Annotated in this window: 13 protein-coding genes; 9 read left to right on the top strand and 4 right to left on the bottom strand. The window is 68.8% G+C overall.

Going from position 1 to position 17,886, the window contains the following annotated elements; all coding sequences use genetic code 11:
- Positions 1-342 precede the first annotated feature (342 nt).
- Positions 343-615 (bottom strand): hypothetical protein, encoded by a 273-nt coding sequence (locus AC57B5_RS10545; RefSeq protein WP_496399476.1) that lies wholly within the window; start codon positions 613-615, stop codon positions 343-345.
- A gap of 453 nt (positions 616-1,068) precedes the next feature.
- Here AC57B5_RS10545 and AC57B5_RS10540 point away from each other — a divergent pair, with 453 nt between their 5' ends.
- Complete coding sequence (locus AC57B5_RS10540; RefSeq protein WP_496399475.1) at positions 1,069-1,488, top strand: hypothetical protein; 420 nt, start codon at positions 1,069-1,071, stop codon at positions 1,486-1,488.
- Positions 1,489-1,665: 177 nt separating this feature from the next.
- Positions 1,666-4,542, top strand: coding sequence for an aconitate hydratase (locus AC57B5_RS10535; RefSeq protein ID WP_496399474.1), 2,877 nt, complete (start codon positions 1,666-1,668; stop codon positions 4,540-4,542).
- A 142-nt stretch (positions 4,543-4,684) separates the two neighbouring features.
- Here AC57B5_RS10535 and AC57B5_RS10530 read toward each other — a convergent pair whose 3' ends face one another.
- Positions 4,685-5,584, bottom strand: a complete 900-nt coding sequence (locus AC57B5_RS10530; RefSeq protein ID WP_496399473.1) for a LysR substrate-binding domain-containing protein — start codon at positions 5,582-5,584, stop codon at positions 4,685-4,687.
- Between the two features lie 136 nt (positions 5,585-5,720).
- Here AC57B5_RS10530 and AC57B5_RS10525 point away from each other — a divergent pair, with 136 nt between their 5' ends.
- The 3 genes from AC57B5_RS10525 to AC57B5_RS10515 all read left to right on the top strand — a co-directional run bounded on the left by AC57B5_RS10525 (position 5,721) and on the right by AC57B5_RS10515 (position 9,639).
- On the top strand, positions 5,721-7,424 hold the full coding sequence (locus tag AC57B5_RS10525) for an acyl-CoA dehydrogenase family protein (protein WP_099734246.1): 1,704 nt from the start codon (positions 5,721-5,723) through the stop codon (positions 7,422-7,424).
- 75 nt (positions 7,425-7,499) lie between these two features.
- Complete coding sequence (locus AC57B5_RS10520; protein WP_492805706.1) at positions 7,500-8,504, top strand: tripartite tricarboxylate transporter substrate-binding protein; 1,005 nt, start codon at positions 7,500-7,502, stop codon at positions 8,502-8,504.
- Between the two features lie 13 nt (positions 8,505-8,517).
- On the top strand, positions 8,518-9,639 hold the full coding sequence (locus AC57B5_RS10515) for a CaiB/BaiF CoA transferase family protein (protein ID WP_034391511.1): 1,122 nt from the start codon (positions 8,518-8,520) through the stop codon (positions 9,637-9,639).
- Between the two features lie 7 nt (positions 9,640-9,646).
- On the opposite strand, the gene AC57B5_RS10510 is transcribed toward AC57B5_RS10515, so the two are convergent.
- Both AC57B5_RS10510 and AC57B5_RS10505 read right to left on the bottom strand, forming a co-directional pair.
- A complete protein-coding gene (locus tag AC57B5_RS10510; protein WP_454709379.1) occupies positions 9,647-11,302 on the bottom strand; it encodes a GDYXXLXY domain-containing protein in 1,656 nt (551 codons plus the stop codon).
- Positions 11,299-12,270, bottom strand: coding sequence for a DUF2157 domain-containing protein (locus tag AC57B5_RS10505; RefSeq protein ID WP_034398293.1), 972 nt, complete (start codon positions 12,268-12,270; stop codon positions 11,299-11,301). The genes AC57B5_RS10510 and AC57B5_RS10505 overlap by 4 nt, the downstream gene beginning before the upstream one ends.
- 271 nt (positions 12,271-12,541) lie before the next feature.
- On the opposite strand from AC57B5_RS10505, the gene AC57B5_RS10500 reads away from it, so the two are divergent.
- From AC57B5_RS10500 to AC57B5_RS10485, 4 genes are all read left to right on the top strand, one after another.
- The gene (locus AC57B5_RS10500) at positions 12,542-13,075 is read left to right on the top strand and encodes a hypothetical protein (RefSeq protein ID WP_012204368.1); all 534 of its coding nucleotides are present in this window, start codon (positions 12,542-12,544) and stop codon (positions 13,073-13,075) included.
- Positions 13,076-13,211: 136 nt separating this feature from the next.
- A complete protein-coding gene (gene ccoG / locus AC57B5_RS10495) occupies positions 13,212-14,681 on the top strand; it encodes a cytochrome c oxidase accessory protein CcoG (protein WP_333905942.1) in 1,470 nt (489 codons plus the stop codon).
- Between the two features lie 245 nt (positions 14,682-14,926).
- Complete coding sequence (gene ilvD / locus AC57B5_RS10490) at positions 14,927-16,774, top strand: dihydroxy-acid dehydratase (RefSeq protein WP_496399472.1); 1,848 nt, start codon at positions 14,927-14,929, stop codon at positions 16,772-16,774.
- 80 nt (positions 16,775-16,854) lie between these two features.
- A complete protein-coding gene (locus tag AC57B5_RS10485) occupies positions 16,855-17,847 on the top strand; it encodes a Bug family tripartite tricarboxylate transporter substrate binding protein (RefSeq protein ID WP_012204371.1) in 993 nt (330 codons plus the stop codon).
- The last annotated feature ends 39 nt before the right edge of the window (positions 17,848-17,886 follow it).

The following is a 17,886-nucleotide window of genomic DNA, read 5'->3' as shown; positions in this document are numbered from 1 at the left end:
CAGCGGGCTTGTTTTTTGACCCTGCCGGGCCGTTGTTTTTCGAGGCCGGGTCTCGGCCCGGCAGCCGACTGCCCTTTCTTGATTCGCCAAGAAAGGTCAGGCCAAAGAAGGCGACCCGGATGCCCGCGACCCCTTCGCTGCGCTGCGGGGCAACCTGCGTCGGGCCGCCTGCGGGGTTCGCCGTGAAACTCACTTTGCGCTGCGCGCTACGTTCAAACAATCACGGCGAGTCAGATCACGAGGCAGTCCTGTCCTTCGGCAGGACTGCAACCCCGCAGGCGGCCCGACGCAGGCGCTGGCATACGGGGAGCTGGTGCGGGCCTTCGCTGCGCTGGGCCCGGTTCAGGGGGCTGTGCTGCTTTTGACGTGGTGGGAGCAGCCCACGGCGACGACTTCGCCGCTGGTTTCGCTGGCCAGCATGTCGGCGCTGTTGCGGATGGTGCGCAGGGCGCTGGCGAGCACGTCCAGGCGGTTGCTGGTCTCGGGCGTTTCCAGCCACAGCAGGGCCATGCGGGAGAGCGCAGAGATTTCGGCACAGCCTTGCTGCACCAGGCGGTCCACCTCGGTCACGACCTGGGTGAAATGCTCGGCGCTTGGTGGGGGGCTTGTTGTCATGGCTCGGCTCTCCTTGCAAAGGTGAGGCGGGCCATCGAGAGGGATGCGATGTACATGGTTCCGTGCTCCTATTCGAGACTGAACCACCAGGCCGGGTTTTCAAGCACAGCAATGGTGGACGGGATGTTGAAAACACGAGAATAGTCGTGCGGGCAGCCTTGCGGTGAGCCCCATCCCGTCCCAAACCGTTCGGATGCAGGCAAGCGCCCACGATCCAAGCAAATCAGACGTGACAAGGCCTCGCTATCGGGGAGGCCGCTCCGCTATTCTTCAAAGGTGTTTTCAAGCACCGGCCCCGTGACAGGGGGCTGGTGCGGATTGTGGCATAGCGACTGGAGTTGCTCCAGCGGGGCTGGCATGACCTGGCAGGTCATGGACTCGGGGGCGGTGGCGGCGGAGCATCGGTGGGGCCGGCTTGCGAGGTGCAGGCCCGGCAATCCACAAGGAGTGCTGATGCCGATGTTTTCCCATGCCCGTTTCCTGCCCCGCACCCTGTGGGCCGACGCCATCTGCTGCGCCGCTGCCGGCGCGGTGCAGCTGGCCTTTGCGCAGCCGCTGGCCGTTGTCACGGGGTTGCCGCAGGCGCTGCTGCTGGGCACGGGGTGCTTCTTGCTGGCCTGGGCCTGCGTGGCTGGCTGGGGCGCGTGCCGCATGCCGCGCAGCAGGCGGCTGGTGGCCATTGCCGTGTTCGGCAACTTCGGCTGGGCCCTGGCGTGCGGCGTGGTGCTGTACAGCGGCGTGCTGGAGCCTGCGCCCGCAGGCTGGGCATGGGTGCTGGGCCAGGCGGCCATCGGCGTGGCGCTGGGCGATCTGCAGTGCGCGGGGTTGTGGCGCAGCAGGGCTTCGCTGGCCGGTTCGATGACAGCCCCGTGAAAGCCTGTCGCTTTTGCCGCGCGGACAGCGTTGTCCGCGTGTGACTATCGCCAATGGACCACAGCATCCGCGGGCACTTCTGGGCACAATGGAAATCAGAGTCTTGGTACATGCCCAGCCGCCCGGAAAAAGGCGGCGCGCATGTGCCTTCCCAGAGTTTCATCCAGGAGTCTCACGATGCGCCACGAATATGAAAACACCCTCAAATCCTTTGCTGCGGCGGGGGGCAAGAAGGGCAAGTTCTTCTCCCTGCCTGAACTGGCAAGGCAATATCCACAGGTCCGGCGATTGCCCGTGTCGCTGCGCATCGTGCTGGAGTCCGTGCTGCGCAACTGCGATGGCAACAAGGTGACGCGCGAGCATGTGGAGCAGCTGGCGAACTGGAAGCCCCAGGCCGAGCGCGTGGACGAGATCCCCTTCGTGGTATCGCGCGTGGTGCTGCAGGATTTCACGGGCGTGCCGCTGCTGGCCGACCTGGCCGCCATGCGCAGCACTGCCGCCAGGCTGGGCAAGAAGCCCAAGTCCATCGAGCCGCTGGTGCCCGTGGACCTGGTGGTGGACCACTCCATCATGGTGGACTACTTCGGCACCAAGAAGGCGCTGGACCTGAACATGAAGCTGGAGTTCCAGCGCAACAAGGAGCGCTACCAGTTCATGAAGTGGGGCATGCAGGCCTTCGACACCTTCGGCGTGGTGCCTCCGGGCTTCGGCATCGTCCACCAGGTGAACCTGGAGTACCTGGCGCGCGGCGTGCACAAGACCAAGGACGGCGTGCACTACCCCGACACCCTGGTGGGCACGGACAGCCACACGACCATGATCAACGGCATCGGCGTGGTGGGCTGGGGCGTGGGCGGCATCGAGGCCGAGGCCGCCATGCTGGGCCAGCCCGTGTACTTCCTCACGCCCGATGTGGTGGGCTTCGAGCTGTCGGGCCAGCTGCGCGAGGGCGTGACGGCCACGGACCTGGTGCTGTCGGTGACCGAGATCCTGCGCCGCGAGAAGGTGGTGGGCAAGTTCGTGGAGTTCTTCGGCGAAGGCACGCGCACCCTGGCGCTGCCCGACCGCGCAACCATCGGCAACATGGCGCCCGAGTACGGCGCCACCATGGGCTTTTTCCCCGTCGATGAAAAAACCATCGACTACTTCAGGGGCACGGGCCGCAGCAAGGCCGAGATCGAGGCCTTCGAGGGCTATTTCCGCGCACAGGAGCTGTTCGGCGTGCCGGCCGCCGGCGAGATCGATTACTCCCATGTGGTGCGCCTGGACCTGGGCACCGTGGCGCCCAGCCTGGCCGGACCCAAGCGCCCGCAGGACCGCATCGAGCTGGGCAATGTGTCGTCCAAGTTCGATGAGCTGTTCAGCGCCCCTGCGGCGCACAACGGGTTCAACCAGCCGATCGAACGGCTGGGCCGGAGCTTTCGCGTAGGCGGTGGCGGCGAGGGCGAGGTGGCGCCCGAGACGCCGGCCCATCCGCCCGGCGCGCAGCGCTCGCTGGCCGAGATGGAGGCCAACAAGCCCAAGCTGGAGGCCGCCCACAGCGAGGCACCGGTCGATGCCCCCACGCCGCCCAAGCGCCTGAGCATCGCCAACGGCGACGTGCTCATTGCCGCCATCACCAGCTGCACCAACACCTCCAACCCCAGCGTGATGCTGGCCGCCGGCCTGCTGGCCAAGAAGGCGGTGAAGGCCGGGCTCACGGTGCAGCCGCACATCAAGACCTCTCTGGCGCCGGGCTCGCGCGTGGTGACCGAGTATTTGACCGAAGCCGGCCTGCTGCCCTACCTGGAAAAGCTGGGCTTTGCGCTGGCCGGCTACGGCTGCACCACCTGCATCGGCAACGCGGGCGACCTCACGCCGGAGCTCAACGAGGCCATCACCAGCAACGACCTGGTCTGCGCGGCCGTGCTGTCGGGCAACCGCAACTTCGAGGCGCGCATCCACCCCAACATCAAGGCCAACTTCCTGGCCAGCCCGCCTCTGGTCGTGGCCTATGCCATTGCCGGCACGGTGCGCCGCGACCTGATGACCGAGCCCGTGGGCCAGGGCAAGAACGGCCGTGACATCTACCTGGGCGACATCTGGCCGACCAGCGAAGAGATCCACGCGCTGATGAAGTACGCCATGAACGGCAAGGCCTTCCGCGAGAACTACGAGAAGGTGCGCTCCGAGCCCGGCAAGCTCTGGGAAAAGATCCACGGCGTGACGGGCGCCACCTATACCTGGCCCGAGAGCACCTACATTGCCGAGCCGCCGTTCTTCGACGGCTTCCGGCTTGAGCTGGAAGCGCCCGCCGCTGGCGCCGAAGGCTCCAACCCCTACGTGGTGCACGGCGCGCGCGTGATGGCGCTGTTCGGCGACTCCATCACCACCGACCACATCTCGCCGGCCGGCTCCATCAAGGAAAGCTCGCCCGCAGGCCAGTGGCTGCTGGCCCACGGCGTGCAAAAGGCCGACTTCAACAGCTACGGCTCGCGGCGCGGCAACCATGAGGTGATGATGCGCGGCACCTTTGCCAACGTGCGCATCAAGAACCTGATGATTCCGGCGCAGGCCGATGGCTCGCGCGAGGAGGGCGGCCTGACGCTGTACCGCGACGGCACGGGCCAGGTCACCAAGATGCCCATCTACGACGCGGCCATGAAGTACCAGGCCGAGGGCCGTGCCACCGTGATCTTCGCGGGCGAGGAATACGGCACGGGATCGAGCCGCGACTGGGCCGCCAAGGGCACGCAGCTGCTGGGCATCAAGGCCGTGGTGGCGCGCAGCTTCGAGCGCATCCACCGTTCCAACCTGGTGGGCATGGGCGTGCTGCCGCTGCAGTTCCTGGGCACGGACAGCTGGCAGACCCTGGGCCTGACTGGCCAGGAGTTCGTGGAAGTGATTCCCGCCGCCGACCTGGCACCGCAAAGCGAGGCCCAGCTGGTGATCACGCGTGCCGATGGCAGCAAGCAGACCGTGGTGGTCAAGCTGCGCATCGACACGCCCATCGAGGTGGACTACTACCGGCACGGCGGCATCCTGCCGTACGTTCTCAGGCAGCTCCTTGAATGAAGTTGGAAACCCCCTGAACCGCTATGCGGCTTCCCCCTGGAAGGGGGACGACACCCTGGCGGCGGGGCTGCCCTTGCTCGGTGTCCCTCGCTTTTGGGCCACGCCAGTTTTGGACATGGTGAACTGAGCAAGGGTGTGGCGTTTATGGCTGTTGTCCCAGCCTGCCCACGCTGTCGCGCAGGTGGGCCAGCAGCGATTCGACCAGGGGCTGCACATGGCCCGGGTGCCACATGGCCTGCATCTGCGACTGCGGGTGCCGGCCCTGGATGGGCACGAAGGCCAGCCCCGGAAAGCCCACGCGCTGCAGGCAGGCCGGAACCAGGGACACGCCCTGACGCAGCGACACCAGGGACAGCACGGACAGCCAGTGCCGCACCTCGTGGTGCAGGTCGGGCGTGAAGCCCTCGCTCTGGCAGATCTGCCAGATCTGCTGGTGGTAGTCGGGCGAGACCTGGCGCGAGAACAGCACCATGCGCTCGCCCGCCAGCTGGCGCACCTGCAGCGTGCGCTGGCCGGCCAGCGCATGGCCTGCGGGCAGGCAGGCCATGAACGGCTCGCTCACCAGGGTGTGTGATTGCAGGCCGGGCGCGGGGCGCGTGGCGTGCAGCAGGCCCAGGTCCAGCCGCTCCTGTTGCAGGGAGGCGATCTGCTCTGCGCTGTTGAGCTCCAGCATGTCGATGCGCACCAGCGGGTGCCGGGCGCGAAAGCTCTCCAGCGCCTCGGGCAGCCCGCGGTAGATGGCCGAACCCACAAAGCCCAGCCGGATGCGGCCCTGCACGCCGTCGGCGATGGCGCGCATGTCCTGGCGCACGCGCTGGGCCTGTTCCATGATGTCCTGGGCCTGCACGCGCAGGTGCTTGCCGGCGGCCGTGAGCCGCACCTCCTTGCTGGTGCGCTCGAACAGCTGGGCGCCCAGCTCTTCCTCCAGCTGGCGGATGGCCACGCTCAGCGGCGGCTGGGAGATGGACAGGCGCTGGGCTGCGCGGCTGAAGTGCAGCTCCTCGGCCAGCACCAGAAAGTACCTCAGTTGTCTCAGCTCCATGGTGTTCTATCCGGTTTGACTATTAATCAATACGTTATCGATATTTGACTCGAATAGGACTGTTTCCAAGAATGGGGGCATCCCCAAGACCCGGAGCCCATGCGCCCGGTCCCGGTTCCCGCACAGGAGACAGACCATGAACCCCGAACCGCAGGCGCTGGCCGCCATGCAGTCTTCCCCCGCCCAGGCTTTCCAGGCCGTGCCCGACCGCCACGGCAGCAACCTGTACACCACCGATTCGCAGTTGCAGCCGCTGCTGGCGCTGTACCTGCCGCCCGAGGTGAACGCGCACCTGCAGCCCCATCTGGAGCGCATGGGCGCCCTGGCCGGCCGCGAGATCGACGAATGGGCGCTGACCGCCGACCGCAACCCGCCCGAGCTGGAGCACCGCGACCGCACGGGGCGCGATGCGCAGCGCATCGTCAAGCACCCGGCCTATGTGGAGATGGAGCGCATTGCCTATGGCGAGTTCGGCCTGGCCGTCATGTCGCACCGCACGGGCGTGCTGGGCTGGGATGGCAAGCTGCCGCCGCTGGCCAAGTACGCGCTGACCTATCTGTTCGTGCAGGCCGAGTTCGGCCTGTGCTGCCCGCTGTCCATGACCGACTCGCTGGCGCGCACGCTGCGCAAGTACGGCGAGCCGGCCCTGGTCGAGAAGTACTGGCCGCGCATGACGCAGCTGCGCTTCGAGGACCAGGCCCAGGGCGCCATGTTCATGACCGAGCAGGCGGCCGGCTCGGACATCTCCAACACCCAGACGCTGGCCCGCCCGGCCGCCGACGGCAGCTGGCGCCTGTCGGGCGACAAGTGGTTCTGCTCCAACCCCGATGCCGACTTCGCCATGGTGCTGGCGCGCGTGGAAGGCGCGCCGGCGGGCATGAAGGGCATCTCGCTGTTCCTGCTGCCGCGCCGGCTGGACGATGGCTCGGCCAACCACTACCGCATCGTGCGCCTCAAGCACAAGCTGGGCACGCGCTCCATGGCCAGCGGCGAGATCGTGCTCGACGGCGCCGTCGCCTACCTGGTGGGCGAGCAGGGCCGGGGCTTCGTGCAGATGGCCGACATGGTGAACAACTCGCGCCTGTCCAACGGCGTGCGCTCGGCCGGGCTGATGCGCCGTGCCGTGGCCGAGGCCGAGTACGTGGCGCGCGAGCGCCGCGCCTTCGGCAAGGCCCTGCAGGACATGCCGCTGATGCAGCGCCAGCTCGACAAGCTGCGCATCTACTCCGAGCAGGCACGCACCATGGTGCTGCAGACGGCCCAGGCGCTGCAGCGCTCGGACGCAGGCGAAGACGGCGCCTACGCGCTGCTGCGCATCCTCACGCCCATGATCAAGTTCCGCGCCTGCCGCGACGCGCGCAAGGTCACGGGCGACGCCATGGAAGTGCGCGGCGGATGCGGCTACATCGAGGAGTGGAGCGACCCGCGCCTGGTGCGCGACTCCCACCTGGGATCGATCTGGGAAGGCACCAGCAACATCGTGGCGCTGGACGTGATCCGCGCCATCAAGCGCGAAGGCTCGCTGCCCGTGCTGCGCGACCACGCGGCCCAGCTGCTGGCCCAGACCGAGGCGGCCACGGACTTCAAGGCCGCGCTGTCGGCCAGCATGGACAAGGCTGCGGCCCTGGCCCTGCGCGCGGCCGAGGAGGGCGGTGACCGCCTGGCGCGCGCCGCCGCCTCGGGCCTGTACCACTGCTTCACGGCCACGGCCATGGCCTGGGAGGCCTCGTGCACACGCAGTGCCGAACGCATGCGCTGGGCGCAGCTGGTGCTGCTGCACCGCGTGCTGCCGCGCGACCCGCTGGCGGCAGGCGACCTGCCCGAAGGCTGGACACGCTGAGCCCATCGACCGCACCGACCCAGAACACACATCCCGTCCACAGGGATGACCGCACAAGTACCGGAGACAAACACCATGCCTTGCACTGACCAGAAGCCGTCCTTCCAGAAACGCCGATTCCTGTGGGCCTGTGCGCTCGCCGCCACCGCCGCGCTGCCGGCCGCCGCACTGGCCGAGCGCTTTCCCGAGCGGCCCATCAGCTTTGTCGTTCCCTTCCCGCCCGGCGGGCCCACGGACGCCATGGCCCGCACGCTGGCGATAGCGCTGACCGAGACGCTGGGCCAGAGCGTGATCGTGGAGAACAAGGCCGGCGCAGGCGGCAACATCGGCGCCGACTTCGTGGCCCGCGCCAGGCCCGACGGCTACACCATCATGTTCGGCACCTCGGGGCCGCTGGCCATCAACAAGCACCTGTACCGCAAGATCAACTACGACCCGCAGACCAGCTTCGCGCCCATCATCCGCGTGGGCCACCTGCCCAACGTGCTGGTGGTCAACCCGGCCACCAAGGCCACCACCGTGCAGGAGCTGATCGCGCAGGACAAGGCCAAACCGGGCAGCCTGGACTATGCGTCCTCGGGCAACGGCGCCTCCTCACACCTGGCCGGCGTGCTGTTCAACAAGATGGCCGGCACCTCGCTGCAGCACATCCCGTACAAGGGCACGGGCCCGGCGCTCAACGACCTGCTGGCGGGGCAGGTGAACATGACCTTCACCGACATCCTCACCGCCATGCCCTACATCAAGGCCGGCAAGTTCAAGGCCATTGGCGTGGCCACGGAAAAGCGCTCCCAGGCCATGCCCGACATCCCCACCATCGCCGAGCAGGGCCTGCCCGGCTACGACGTGAGCGTGTTCTTCGGCGTAGTGGCACCGGCCGGCACGCCGGCCGACCGCATCGAGACGCTGAACGCGGCCTTCCGCAAGGCCCTGAGCAGCGAGCGCATCCGCAAGACCTTTGCCGACCAGGGGCTGGAGCCGGCTTCCGATCTTTCGCCAGCGGGGCTGTCGACCTTCATCGCGCAGGAGGTCACGAAATGGAAGGCCGTGGTCGATGCCTCCGGCGCGAAGCTCGACTGACGAGAGTATCCCCATGAACACAAATCAACGCGCGGGAGCGCTCCAGGGCATCCGTGTCCTCGACCTCTCCCGCATTCTTGGTGGCCCGCTGTGCGGCCAGATCCTGGGCGACCACGGTGCCGACGTGCTCAAGGTGGAGCCGCCGCAGGGCGACGATACGCGCGCCTGGGGGCCGCCGTTCCAGGACGGTGTCTCTTCCTACTACCGGGGCCTGAACCGCAACAAGCGGCTGCAGTTCCTGGACCTGTCCCAGCCCGAAGGCCAGCAGGCCGTGCTGGCGCTGATGGAGCAGGCCGACGTGGTGGTGGAGAACTTCAAGATCGGCACCATGGAGAAATGGGGCATTGGCTGGGAGCAGGTGCGCGAGCGCTTTCCGCGCCTCATCTGGTGCCGCGTCAGCGGCTTCGGCGCCGATGGCCCGTTGGGTGCCTGGCCCGGCTATGACGCGGCCATCCAGGCCATGACGGGGCTGATGAGCGTCAACGGCGAGGCCGGCGGCGATCCGCTGCGCGTGGGCCTGCCGGTGGTGGACATGGTCACGGGCATGAACGGCGTCATCGGCGTGCTGCTGGCGCTGCAGGAGCGCCAGCGCAGCGGCCTGGGCCAGCTGGTCGATGTCTCGCTGTACGACAGCGGCATCTCGCTGCTGCACCCGCATGCGGGCAACTGGTTCATGAGCGGCAGGACGCCGGGGCGCTCGGGCAACGCCCATCCCAACATCTACCCCTACGACAGCTTTGCCACGGGCACCACGCCGGTCTTCCTGGCCGTGGGCAACGACCGCCAGTTCCGCCTGCTGTGCGAGCACCTGGGATGCCCGCAACTGGTGGCCGACGAGCGCTTTGCCACGGCCGGCCAGCGTTCCCACCACCGCGATGCGCTCAAGCCGTTGCTGGAGCAGGCCTTGCAGGCCAGCGACGGCCCCGCGCTGGCCGATGCGCTGATGGCCATCGGCGTGCCCGCCGCGCCCGTGCTGGGCGTGGACGCGGCGCTCAACCACCCGCATACCCTGCACCGCGAGATGGTGGTGGAGATGGAGGGCGGCTACCGGGGCCTGGGCGCGCCCGTCAAGCTCAGCCGCACGCCGGCCAGCTACCGGCATGCGCCGCTGGCCGAGGGCGACAGTTTCGAGTGAGCTGCATTCAGGGCACGATGGGGCGCAGTTGCGCGTCAGCCATGCCCACCAGCAGCGCACGCCCGTCGGGCTCCACGCGGAACTCGCCGTAGCGGGCCTGTTCCCAGCGCTGGCCATCGCCTTCGCGGAAGTACCAGGCATCGGTCACCAGCGTCCACCGGCCGCCGCGCGGGGTGAGTTCAAAGCGCTGCTCGCCCGGCGCCAGCGGCTCGCTGGCCGTGCCGGTGCGCAGCCACTGCACCACGCCCTGCTCATCGAGCTTGCCGATGGCGTAGAGGCGTCCGCTGCGCAGGTTCTCTTTCTCTACGTCCCTGTCCTCGGAAGGCAGGCGGAAGTTCAGGCGCATGTAGTCGCCCTGCATCAGGGAGCGCGGGTCCACGGGCGCCAGTTCCACGAACACCTTGCGGCCCTGGGCGATGGTGCGCTCCTTCTGCGCAATGCCGATATTGGCCACCGCCAGCGTGCAGGCCGCCGTCAGTACCACCAGCCACGGCGCCCAGCGCTGCAGGGGCACGGCGCGCGATGCGGCGGCGGTCTCCGCGCTGCCTGGCAGCGCTGTGGCGCGCGGCCCTGCCCAGGCCAGCAGGCCCAGCAAGGCGCCGCAGCCGGCCAGCACCATGGCTTTGGTGGCCAGTGGCCAGGCCAGCTGGTAGTAGAAGCTGCCCACGATCCAGGCCGCAGCCAGGGCGGCCGCTGCGGCCTGCCGCCAGCGGCCGCTGGTGCCGGTCACCGCCAGCGCCAGCAGGCAGGCGCCCAGCCAGGGCAGGAAGGCACTCAGCACGGCCAGCACCATGGCAGCCACGGCGGCGCGCGGCTGCCGCAGCGTGGGCCATGCGCGCTGGGCGAACCAGGCGGCTGCCAGGGCCAGCACGGCCGAGCCGGCCTGCGTCAGAACGCCCATGGAGATGTTCGGGGCGGCTTCCTGCGCCAGCTCGCCCGCCAGGCCGCCGCCCAGCGCGCCGGCCACCATGAAGCTCCTGCCGGACAGAAAGGCCAGGCCAGCCAGTACCGCCAGCAGCCAGCCCGTGGCAAAGGGCTCCAGCGCCGCCGCCATGCGGGTCTGTGCCGCAGACTGCCCCAGCGCGCGCCACTGGGCTGCCAGCAGCAGCATCCAGAGCAGCAGCGCCGCATGCACGATGACCCAGGTCGGCAGGCCTGCGTACAGGGTGGATGGATCGTTGTCCGGCCAGAGCATGGTGCAAAACAGCAGTGCGCAGGCGGCGCCCAGCAACACGCGCAGCCAGGGCCTTGGAATGGCGGCCGTGCAGGCCAGCGCAATGGCCAGGCCTATCGCGCCCGCAGCCTGCCCCGACAGGTCGCGCGCCAGGCCAAAGCCCAGCAGGCCGGCGCCGGTCAGCATGGCAGGCAGGGCCAGCTGCTCCAGGAAGACGGGCAGCTCCTCGGCGCGCAGCACGGCCACGGCTGCGGCCAGCATCATGGCGCCGATCACATAGGTGCCGGCGCCGCGCTCTATCCAGTCGGACAGGGCAAACGCAAACAGAATCAGCAAGGGCAGAAGGGCCAGCCAGGCGCCCAGCGCCGTGAGCAGCACCACCGCCCAATGGCGGTCGTTGGCGGCAGGGCGGCGGTCCTGCAATGCGGCAGGCGGCAGGATGCCCTGGTCCACGGCCTGGCGCAGCAGGGTGTCGTGTTCGTGGCTCATTGAAGGCCTCCTTCCGCGTTGCGTGACATTCGAAGCACCAGGCTGACCGTGGCCGCCAGCAGGCACGCAGCGCCCAGGCCGACGAGCAGCAGCATGCCCGTGAAGTCCGCCCCCAGTTTTTCCAGCAGCAGATAGACCAGGCCGCACACCAGCAGCACGTTCAGGCCCAGCGCCGCACCGCTGAGCAAAAAGATATCGAAATGCCTGCGCAGGCCCGCCAGCGCCGCCGCGCCTGCCAGCAGCACCAGCCCCAGCGGGTACTGCGGCGCCACCGTGCTGTGGAACAGCCCGCTGATGGCAGTGGAGGTGATCATCGCCAGCGCCAGCGCGCCCGCGCCGCGCAAGGCCCACAGCCCCGCGCCCGTGAAGCGCCGCAGGGCCGGTGCCATGACCGCGGTGACGGCAAGGGCGGCGCCCAGGGCCACGGCATGCACGCCCAGGTCGCGCGACTCCACTTCCCAGAACTGCGGCGTATGGGCCTGCGCCCACAGCGCAATGCCCGTCATGGCAACCACCACCCAGGGCACCCAGACGCCATCGCTGCGCGCCGCCAGGGCCAGCGGCAGGGTCAGCGCTGCCCACAGCGCAAACAGCTGCCAGGGGTCCGCTCCCGTCTGGTAGGTCTGCCCGAAAAAGGCGAACAACGCACCCGTGCCCAGCAGCGCCAGCACCGACAGCGGCACGCGCGCCGCCGCGCGCCATGCCGCGCCAAGACACATCACGAGCACGAAGCCCTGCAGCAGGGCAAAGCGCTGCATGCGGCCCATGCTCTCCCAATTGGCGGCAATCCACAGCACGATGCCCAGCCCGCCCAGCGCCGCGCCCAGCAAGGCCACCACGGGCCACAGGCGGGTTCTGAGCGCAGCCGGTTCCTGCTCGAATCCCGCCAGTGCAAACAGCTGCACGGCGGCCTTGCGGTCCAGGCCATGTTGGCGGACAAGGTCATGCAATAGGGGGCGCAGGTTCATGGTGCGGACGTTCCTTGGCTTGAAGAGTCGGATGCCCGACTGTGCCAGAACCTCGCGTGCATGGATGGCGGCGCAGGACGGCATTCCGGCGAGCCGGGGGAGCCGTGGGAAGATCGCGGCCAGAGTCCTGCCATCCTCTTGCCATTGCTCCTTTGCCCAATCCTGCCGACATGCCTTTCCTGCCTGCCCCTTGCTCCGGTGCGCAAACGCACCAGCACCAGCACCAGCACCAGCACCCGCACCCGCACCCACAACCTGCAGGGCAGGCGCGATGAAGCGCGGCGATGCGCTGGACGGGCAGATCGAGTGGCAGCCGGTCACCCGGCCTGCCGCCATCGCGCTGACGGCCTTTGCCGCCTGGATCATCTGGGGCCACTTCTTCAGCCAGGGGCACTGGCTGCTGCTGCTGGACAACGCCAACCTGGCACTGCACGAAGCCGGGCATCCGCTGGTGGCCCTGTTCTCGCAGCATCTCTCGGTCTACGGCGGCACGCTGTTCCAGCTGCTGTTCCCGGCCCTGTTCATGCGCCATTTCCACAGGCAGGGCCAGCGCACGGGCTGGATTGCCGCGCTGATGTGGCTGGGAGAGAGCCTCATGAACGTGGCCCACTACATGAAGGACGCGCGTGCCCAGGTGCTGCCGCTGGTGGGCGGGGGCGACCATGACTGGACGGAGATCTTCAGCCGCTGGGGCGTGCTCCAGGCCGATGTGCGCATCGGCACGCTGACGGCGCTGCTGGGTCTGTGCCTGGTGCTGTGGGGGCTGCGGCTTGCCGTTGCGGCGCTGCGCTCGCCGCAGGCCTGACCCGCCATCTGATACGGTCGAATCCGCTGCATCTGCTGCTACCGCCGGGGCAGGGCGCTGGGCATAGTCCAGGCAGTCCCCGGCAATTCATGACAAGCCCGCATCAAGGGCGCACCGGCCGGGGCGAGGGCCCCGCATGTCAGAACGACCGAAACCGCTTCCCGATGAAACCGCCGCAGCCCCCCGGCCGCGGCCCGCGCCACGCAAGGTGATTCCCATCACCGACGCCAGCGCGGATTCCCCGCTGTTCGAATCGCGCAGGAAGATCCAGCCGCGCTCCATCACGGGGCGCTTCACCCATTGGCGCTGGGCCATGGTCTGGCTCACGCAGCTGTTCTTCTATGGCATTCCCTGGCTGCAGATCCATGGCCGGCAGGCCCTGCTGTTCGACCTGGAGCAGCGGCGCTTCTACGTCTTCGGCTGGCTGCTGTATCCGCAGGATTTCATCTACCTGGCGGTGCTGCTCATCGTCTCGGCGCTGGCGCTGTTCCTGTTCACCACGGTGGCGGGGCGGCTGTGGTGCGGCTTTTCCTGCCCGCAGACGGTCTACACCGAGCTGTTCATGTGGGTGGAGCGCCGGCTGGAGGGCGACCGCAGCGCGCGGCTGCGGCTGGACGGCAGCGGCTGGGGTGCGGAGAAGATCGCGCGGCGCGGCGGCAAGCATGCGCTGTGGCTGCTGATCTCGCTGTGGACGGGGCTGACCTTCGTCGGCTACTTCGTGCCCATCCGCAGCCTGCTGCCCGAGGTGCTGGCGCTCACCGGCGCATGGCAGATCTTCTGGGTGCTGTTCTATGCGCTGGCCACCTACGGCAACGCGGGCTTCCTGCGCGAACAGGTCTGCAAGCACATGTGCCCCTATGCGCGCTTCCAGAGCGCCATGTTCGACAAGGACACCCTGGTCGTCACCTACGACACCGCACGCGGCGAATCGCGCGGCCCGCGCCACAAGGGGGTGGACTACCGGGCCCAGGGGCTTGGCGACTGCATCGACTGCACGCTGTGCGTGCAGGTCTGCCCGGTGGGCATCGACATACGCGACGGCCTGCAGTACGAATGCATCGGCTGCGGCCTGTGCATCGACGCCTGCAACAGCGTCATGGACCGCATGCATTACCCGCGCGGGCTGATCCGCCTGTCCACGCAGAACGGCGTGGCCCGGGGCTGGCGCCAGAGCGAGCTGGTGCGCCGCATCTTCCGCCCGCGCGTGCTCATCTACGGCACGGCGCTGGTGGCCATCTCCACGGCCATGGTGGCCAGCCTGGCGCTGCGCACGCCGCTGAAGGTGGACGTGGTGCGCGACCGGGGCACGCTGTCGCGCATCGTGGCCGGCGGCCAGATCGAGAACATCTACCGCGTGCAGATCGGCAATGCCACGGAGCAGGACCAGCGCTATGTGCTGTCGGCCTCGGGCATCGAAGGCCTGCGCGTGGCTTCTGAGACCGAGGTGGACGTGGGCGCGGCCCAGGACCGCTGGGTCGTGGTGCGGCTGCAGGCGCCCTATGGCGCGGCCGGCCCTGGCTCGCACGGCGTGGAGATCACGGCCACGGCGGTGGGTGATCCGGCGCTTACCAAGCAGGCGCACAGCACGTTCCTGGTTCCGCGCTGAAGGGCTGGTTGGATGGATTGATTCAGGAGTACAGCGCAGTTGTTGTGCACGATGCCTGGTCCGCTGCAGCGCGGACTGGCATCGGTTTTGAGGCCCCGGAAGTTTGTTCCGGGGCCTTTTTTTCCGTCCATCTGGCGCCGAAGGGCGGCCCCCCAGGCGACTCCCGGGAGACACGATCTGGTGTAAATGCTCATAGGGAAATCCGCAGACCCCGCTATGGTGGGCGGCTGTTTTCCGTCCCGCGTATGAACAAGAAACCTGCCTCCCCCGACAACGTCTTTTCCGAGTCCAGCGCCTCCGCATCGCTGGCCGCCTCCACCACCACAACCAGCACCACCGGCAGCAGCCCGGCAGCGGCCACGCCCACGCCCTTTCGCTCCGCCCTGATCCGCTCCGGCACCATCCGTGCCACCACGCGCAGCTTCCTGCATGCCCTGGGCCAGGACGACGAAGACATGGAGCGCCCGCACATCGGCGTGTTCCACACGGGCGGGGAGATGAGCCCCTGCAACCTCAACCTGCGCGACCAGGCCCAGCATGCCAAGACCGGCATTTATGCCGGGGGCGGTACGCCGCATGAATGCCCGGTGGTGTCGGTCAGCGACGGGCTGACCATGGCGCATTCGGGCATGCGGTTCTCGCTGGTCTCGCGTGAGCTGATCGCCGACAGCGTGGAGGCCTCGGTGCGCGGCCACCAGTGGGATGGCATCTTCGCCATCGGCGCCTGCGACAAGAACCTGCCGGGGCTGATGATGGGCATGGTGCGCTGCAATGTGCCCAGCGTCTTCGTGCATGGCGGCTCGGCCCTGCCGGGGCAGGCGCCCGGCGTGCACGGGCGCGACCTGAACGTGGTCGATACCTACGAGACCATCGGCCAGGTGCTGGCCGGCACCGCCACGGCGCAGGACCTGGAGGCCATGAGCCGCGCCTGCCTGCCCACGGCCGGCGCCTGCGCTGGCCAGTTCACGGCCAACACCATGGGCATGGTGAGCGAGGCGCTGGGCCTGGCGCCCATCGGCTCCAGCATGGTGCCCGCCGTGTTCAGCGAGCGCGCACCGCTGATGCGCCGCGCCGCGCGCCAGCTCATGCAGGCCGTGTGGGCCAGCGCCGAAGGCGGCGGCCCGCTGCCGCGCGACATCATCACGCGCCGGGCGCTGGAGAATGCATGCGCCGTGGTCAGCGCCACGGGCGGATCGACCAATGCCGCCCTGCACCTGCCGGCCATCGCGCACGAGGCCGGCATCCGCTTCCACCTGGACGACGTGGCCGAGATCTTCGCGCGCACGCCGCTGATCGCCGACCTGCGTCCCGGCGGGCGCTTCCTGGCGCGCGATGTGTACTACATCGGCGGCGCCGGCGTGATCCTGCGCACGCTGATGGAGCAGGGCTTTGTCCACGGCGATGCGCTCACCTTCACGGGCCGCACCCTGGCCGAAGAACTGGCCGATGCCGCGCCGCCCGATGGCGAGGTGGTGCGCACGCCCGGCAACCCCATCACGCGCGACGGTGGCCTGACCGTGCTCAAGGGCAATCTCTGCCCCGATGGCGCGCTGCTGAAGACGGCCGGCCTCAAGACCCTGGTGCACCGGGGCCCCGCGCGCGTCTTCGAGTCCGAGGAACAGGCCCAGGCCGCCGTGCAGGCCATGCAGTATGCGGCGGGCGATGTCATCGTCATCCGCAACGAAGGCCCGCGCGGCAGCCCCGGCATGCGCGAGATGCTGGGCATCACCGCGCTGCTGTATGGCCAGGGCATGGGCGACAAGGTGGCCCTGCTGACCGATGGGCGCTTCTCTGGTGCCACGCGCGGCCTGTGCATCGGCTACGCAGGCCCCGAGGCCGCCGACAACGGCCCCATTGCCGCGCTGCGCGACGGCGACCTCATCGCCATCGACGCCCGCGCCGATGCGCGCAGCATCACGGTGGAAATCGGCGAGGCGGAACTGGACGCACGTCTGGAACAATCGGCCGCCGCGCGCCGCCAGGCCCCGCCGCTGGGCGGCGTGCTGGAAAAATACGCGCTCACCGTGCGCCCGGCCCACCAGGGCGCGGTCACGCATTCGGGCCAGGTGGTCTGGCTGCGCGACGACAGTTGAAGCCGCCGGGCTGGCACGCATTTCCCCGCTGTTCCCCCACTGTTTTTTTCAGAGTTTCAATTTCAACCGGAGACATACGCATGAACATCGACCGCCGCCAATGGCTGGGCACCGCTGGAGCGGGTGCGCTGCTGGCCAGCCTGGGCCAGCAGGCCTGGGCGCAGGCCCAGGGCCCCATCGAGACCCTGAACATCATCACCGGCTTCGCGGCCGGAGGCACCTCGGACGCCATCTGCCGCCGCGTGGGCACCAAGCTGTCGGGCTATGCCAAGACCGCCGTGGTGGAAAACCGCACCGGCGCGGGCGGGCAGATCGCCATCAGCTACGTCAAGGGCCGGCCCGCAGACGGCGCCACCCTGCTGCAGACGCCCACGTCCATGCTGTCCATCTACCCGCACATCTACAAGAAGCTGCCCTATGACCCGGTGGCCGACCTGGCGCCGGTCACCGTGGGCTGCATCTTCGACTTCGGCTTCGCCGTCGGCCCCGCCGTGCCCGCCAGCGTGACCACGGTGCCCGAATTCTTCGCCTGGGCCAAGGCCAACCCCGCAGGCGCCAACTTCGGCTCGCCCGCTCCCGGCTCCACCCCGCACTTCATCGGCGCCCTGCTGGGCCAGCATGCCGGCGTGGACTTCAAGCACGCCGGCTACCGCGGCACCCAGCCGGCGCTGCTGGACATGCTGGGCGGCAACGTCTCCGCCGTCTGCGGCCCCGTGGGCGACATGCTGCAGCACCTGGCCGGCGGCAAGATGCGCATCCTGGGCGTCAGCGGCGCCAAGCGCAGCCGCTTCGCACCCCAGGTGCCCACGCTGGTGGAGCAGGGCTACAAGGACATGGCGCACAGCGAATGGTTCGCCTTCTTCGTGCCCGCCAAGACGCCTGCCGAGACCGTGCAGCGCCTGAACGGCCACATGCGCAAGGCCCTGGCCACGCCCGACGTGGTGGACAGCCTGGCCACCTTCGGCCTGGACGCCCAATCCTCCACCCCCGCCGAACTGGCCGCGCTGCTGCAGTCCGAACTCGCCAAATGGGGCCCCATCGTCAAGCGCGTGGGATTCACAGCAGAGGGCTAAAAAGACCAAAACGGGCCGAGCGAAGCGAAGGCCCGCCCC

Source organism: Delftia sp. BGA-UO-ETr-SB1, assembly GCF_059567865.1.
This window is presented reverse-complemented; position numbering and strand designations above follow the sequence as displayed.

Excerpts from the sequence above, each read along its gene's own strand:
- AC57B5_RS10545 (WP_496399476.1), bottom strand. The coding sequence starts at position 615 with ATGACAACAAGCCCCCCACCAAGCGCCGAGCATTTCACCCAGGTCGTG.
- AC57B5_RS10540 (WP_496399475.1), top strand. The coding sequence starts at position 1,069 with ATGCCGATGTTTTCCCATGCCCGTTTCCTGCCCCGCACCCTGTGGGCC.
- AC57B5_RS10535 (WP_496399474.1), top strand. The coding sequence starts at position 1,666 with ATGCGCCACGAATATGAAAACACCCTCAAATCCTTTGCTGCGGCGGGG.
- AC57B5_RS10530 (WP_496399473.1), bottom strand. The coding sequence starts at position 5,584 with ATGGAGCTGAGACAACTGAGGTACTTTCTGGTGCTGGCCGAGGAGCTG.
- AC57B5_RS10525 (WP_099734246.1), top strand. The coding sequence starts at position 5,721 with ATGAACCCCGAACCGCAGGCGCTGGCCGCCATGCAGTCTTCCCCCGCC.
- AC57B5_RS10520 (WP_492805706.1), top strand. The coding sequence starts at position 7,500 with ATGCCTTGCACTGACCAGAAGCCGTCCTTCCAGAAACGCCGATTCCTG.
- AC57B5_RS10515 (WP_034391511.1), top strand. The coding sequence starts at position 8,518 with ATGAACACAAATCAACGCGCGGGAGCGCTCCAGGGCATCCGTGTCCTC.
- AC57B5_RS10510 (WP_454709379.1), bottom strand. The coding sequence starts at position 11,302 with ATGAGCCACGAACACGACACCCTGCTGCGCCAGGCCGTGGACCAGGGC.
- AC57B5_RS10505 (WP_034398293.1), bottom strand. The coding sequence starts at position 12,270 with ATGAACCTGCGCCCCCTATTGCATGACCTTGTCCGCCAACATGGCCTG.
- AC57B5_RS10500 (WP_012204368.1), top strand. The coding sequence starts at position 12,542 with ATGAAGCGCGGCGATGCGCTGGACGGGCAGATCGAGTGGCAGCCGGTC.
- ccoG (WP_333905942.1), top strand. The coding sequence starts at position 13,212 with ATGTCAGAACGACCGAAACCGCTTCCCGATGAAACCGCCGCAGCCCCC.
- ilvD (WP_496399472.1), top strand. The coding sequence starts at position 14,927 with ATGAACAAGAAACCTGCCTCCCCCGACAACGTCTTTTCCGAGTCCAGC.
- AC57B5_RS10485 (WP_012204371.1), top strand. The coding sequence starts at position 16,855 with ATGAACATCGACCGCCGCCAATGGCTGGGCACCGCTGGAGCGGGTGCG.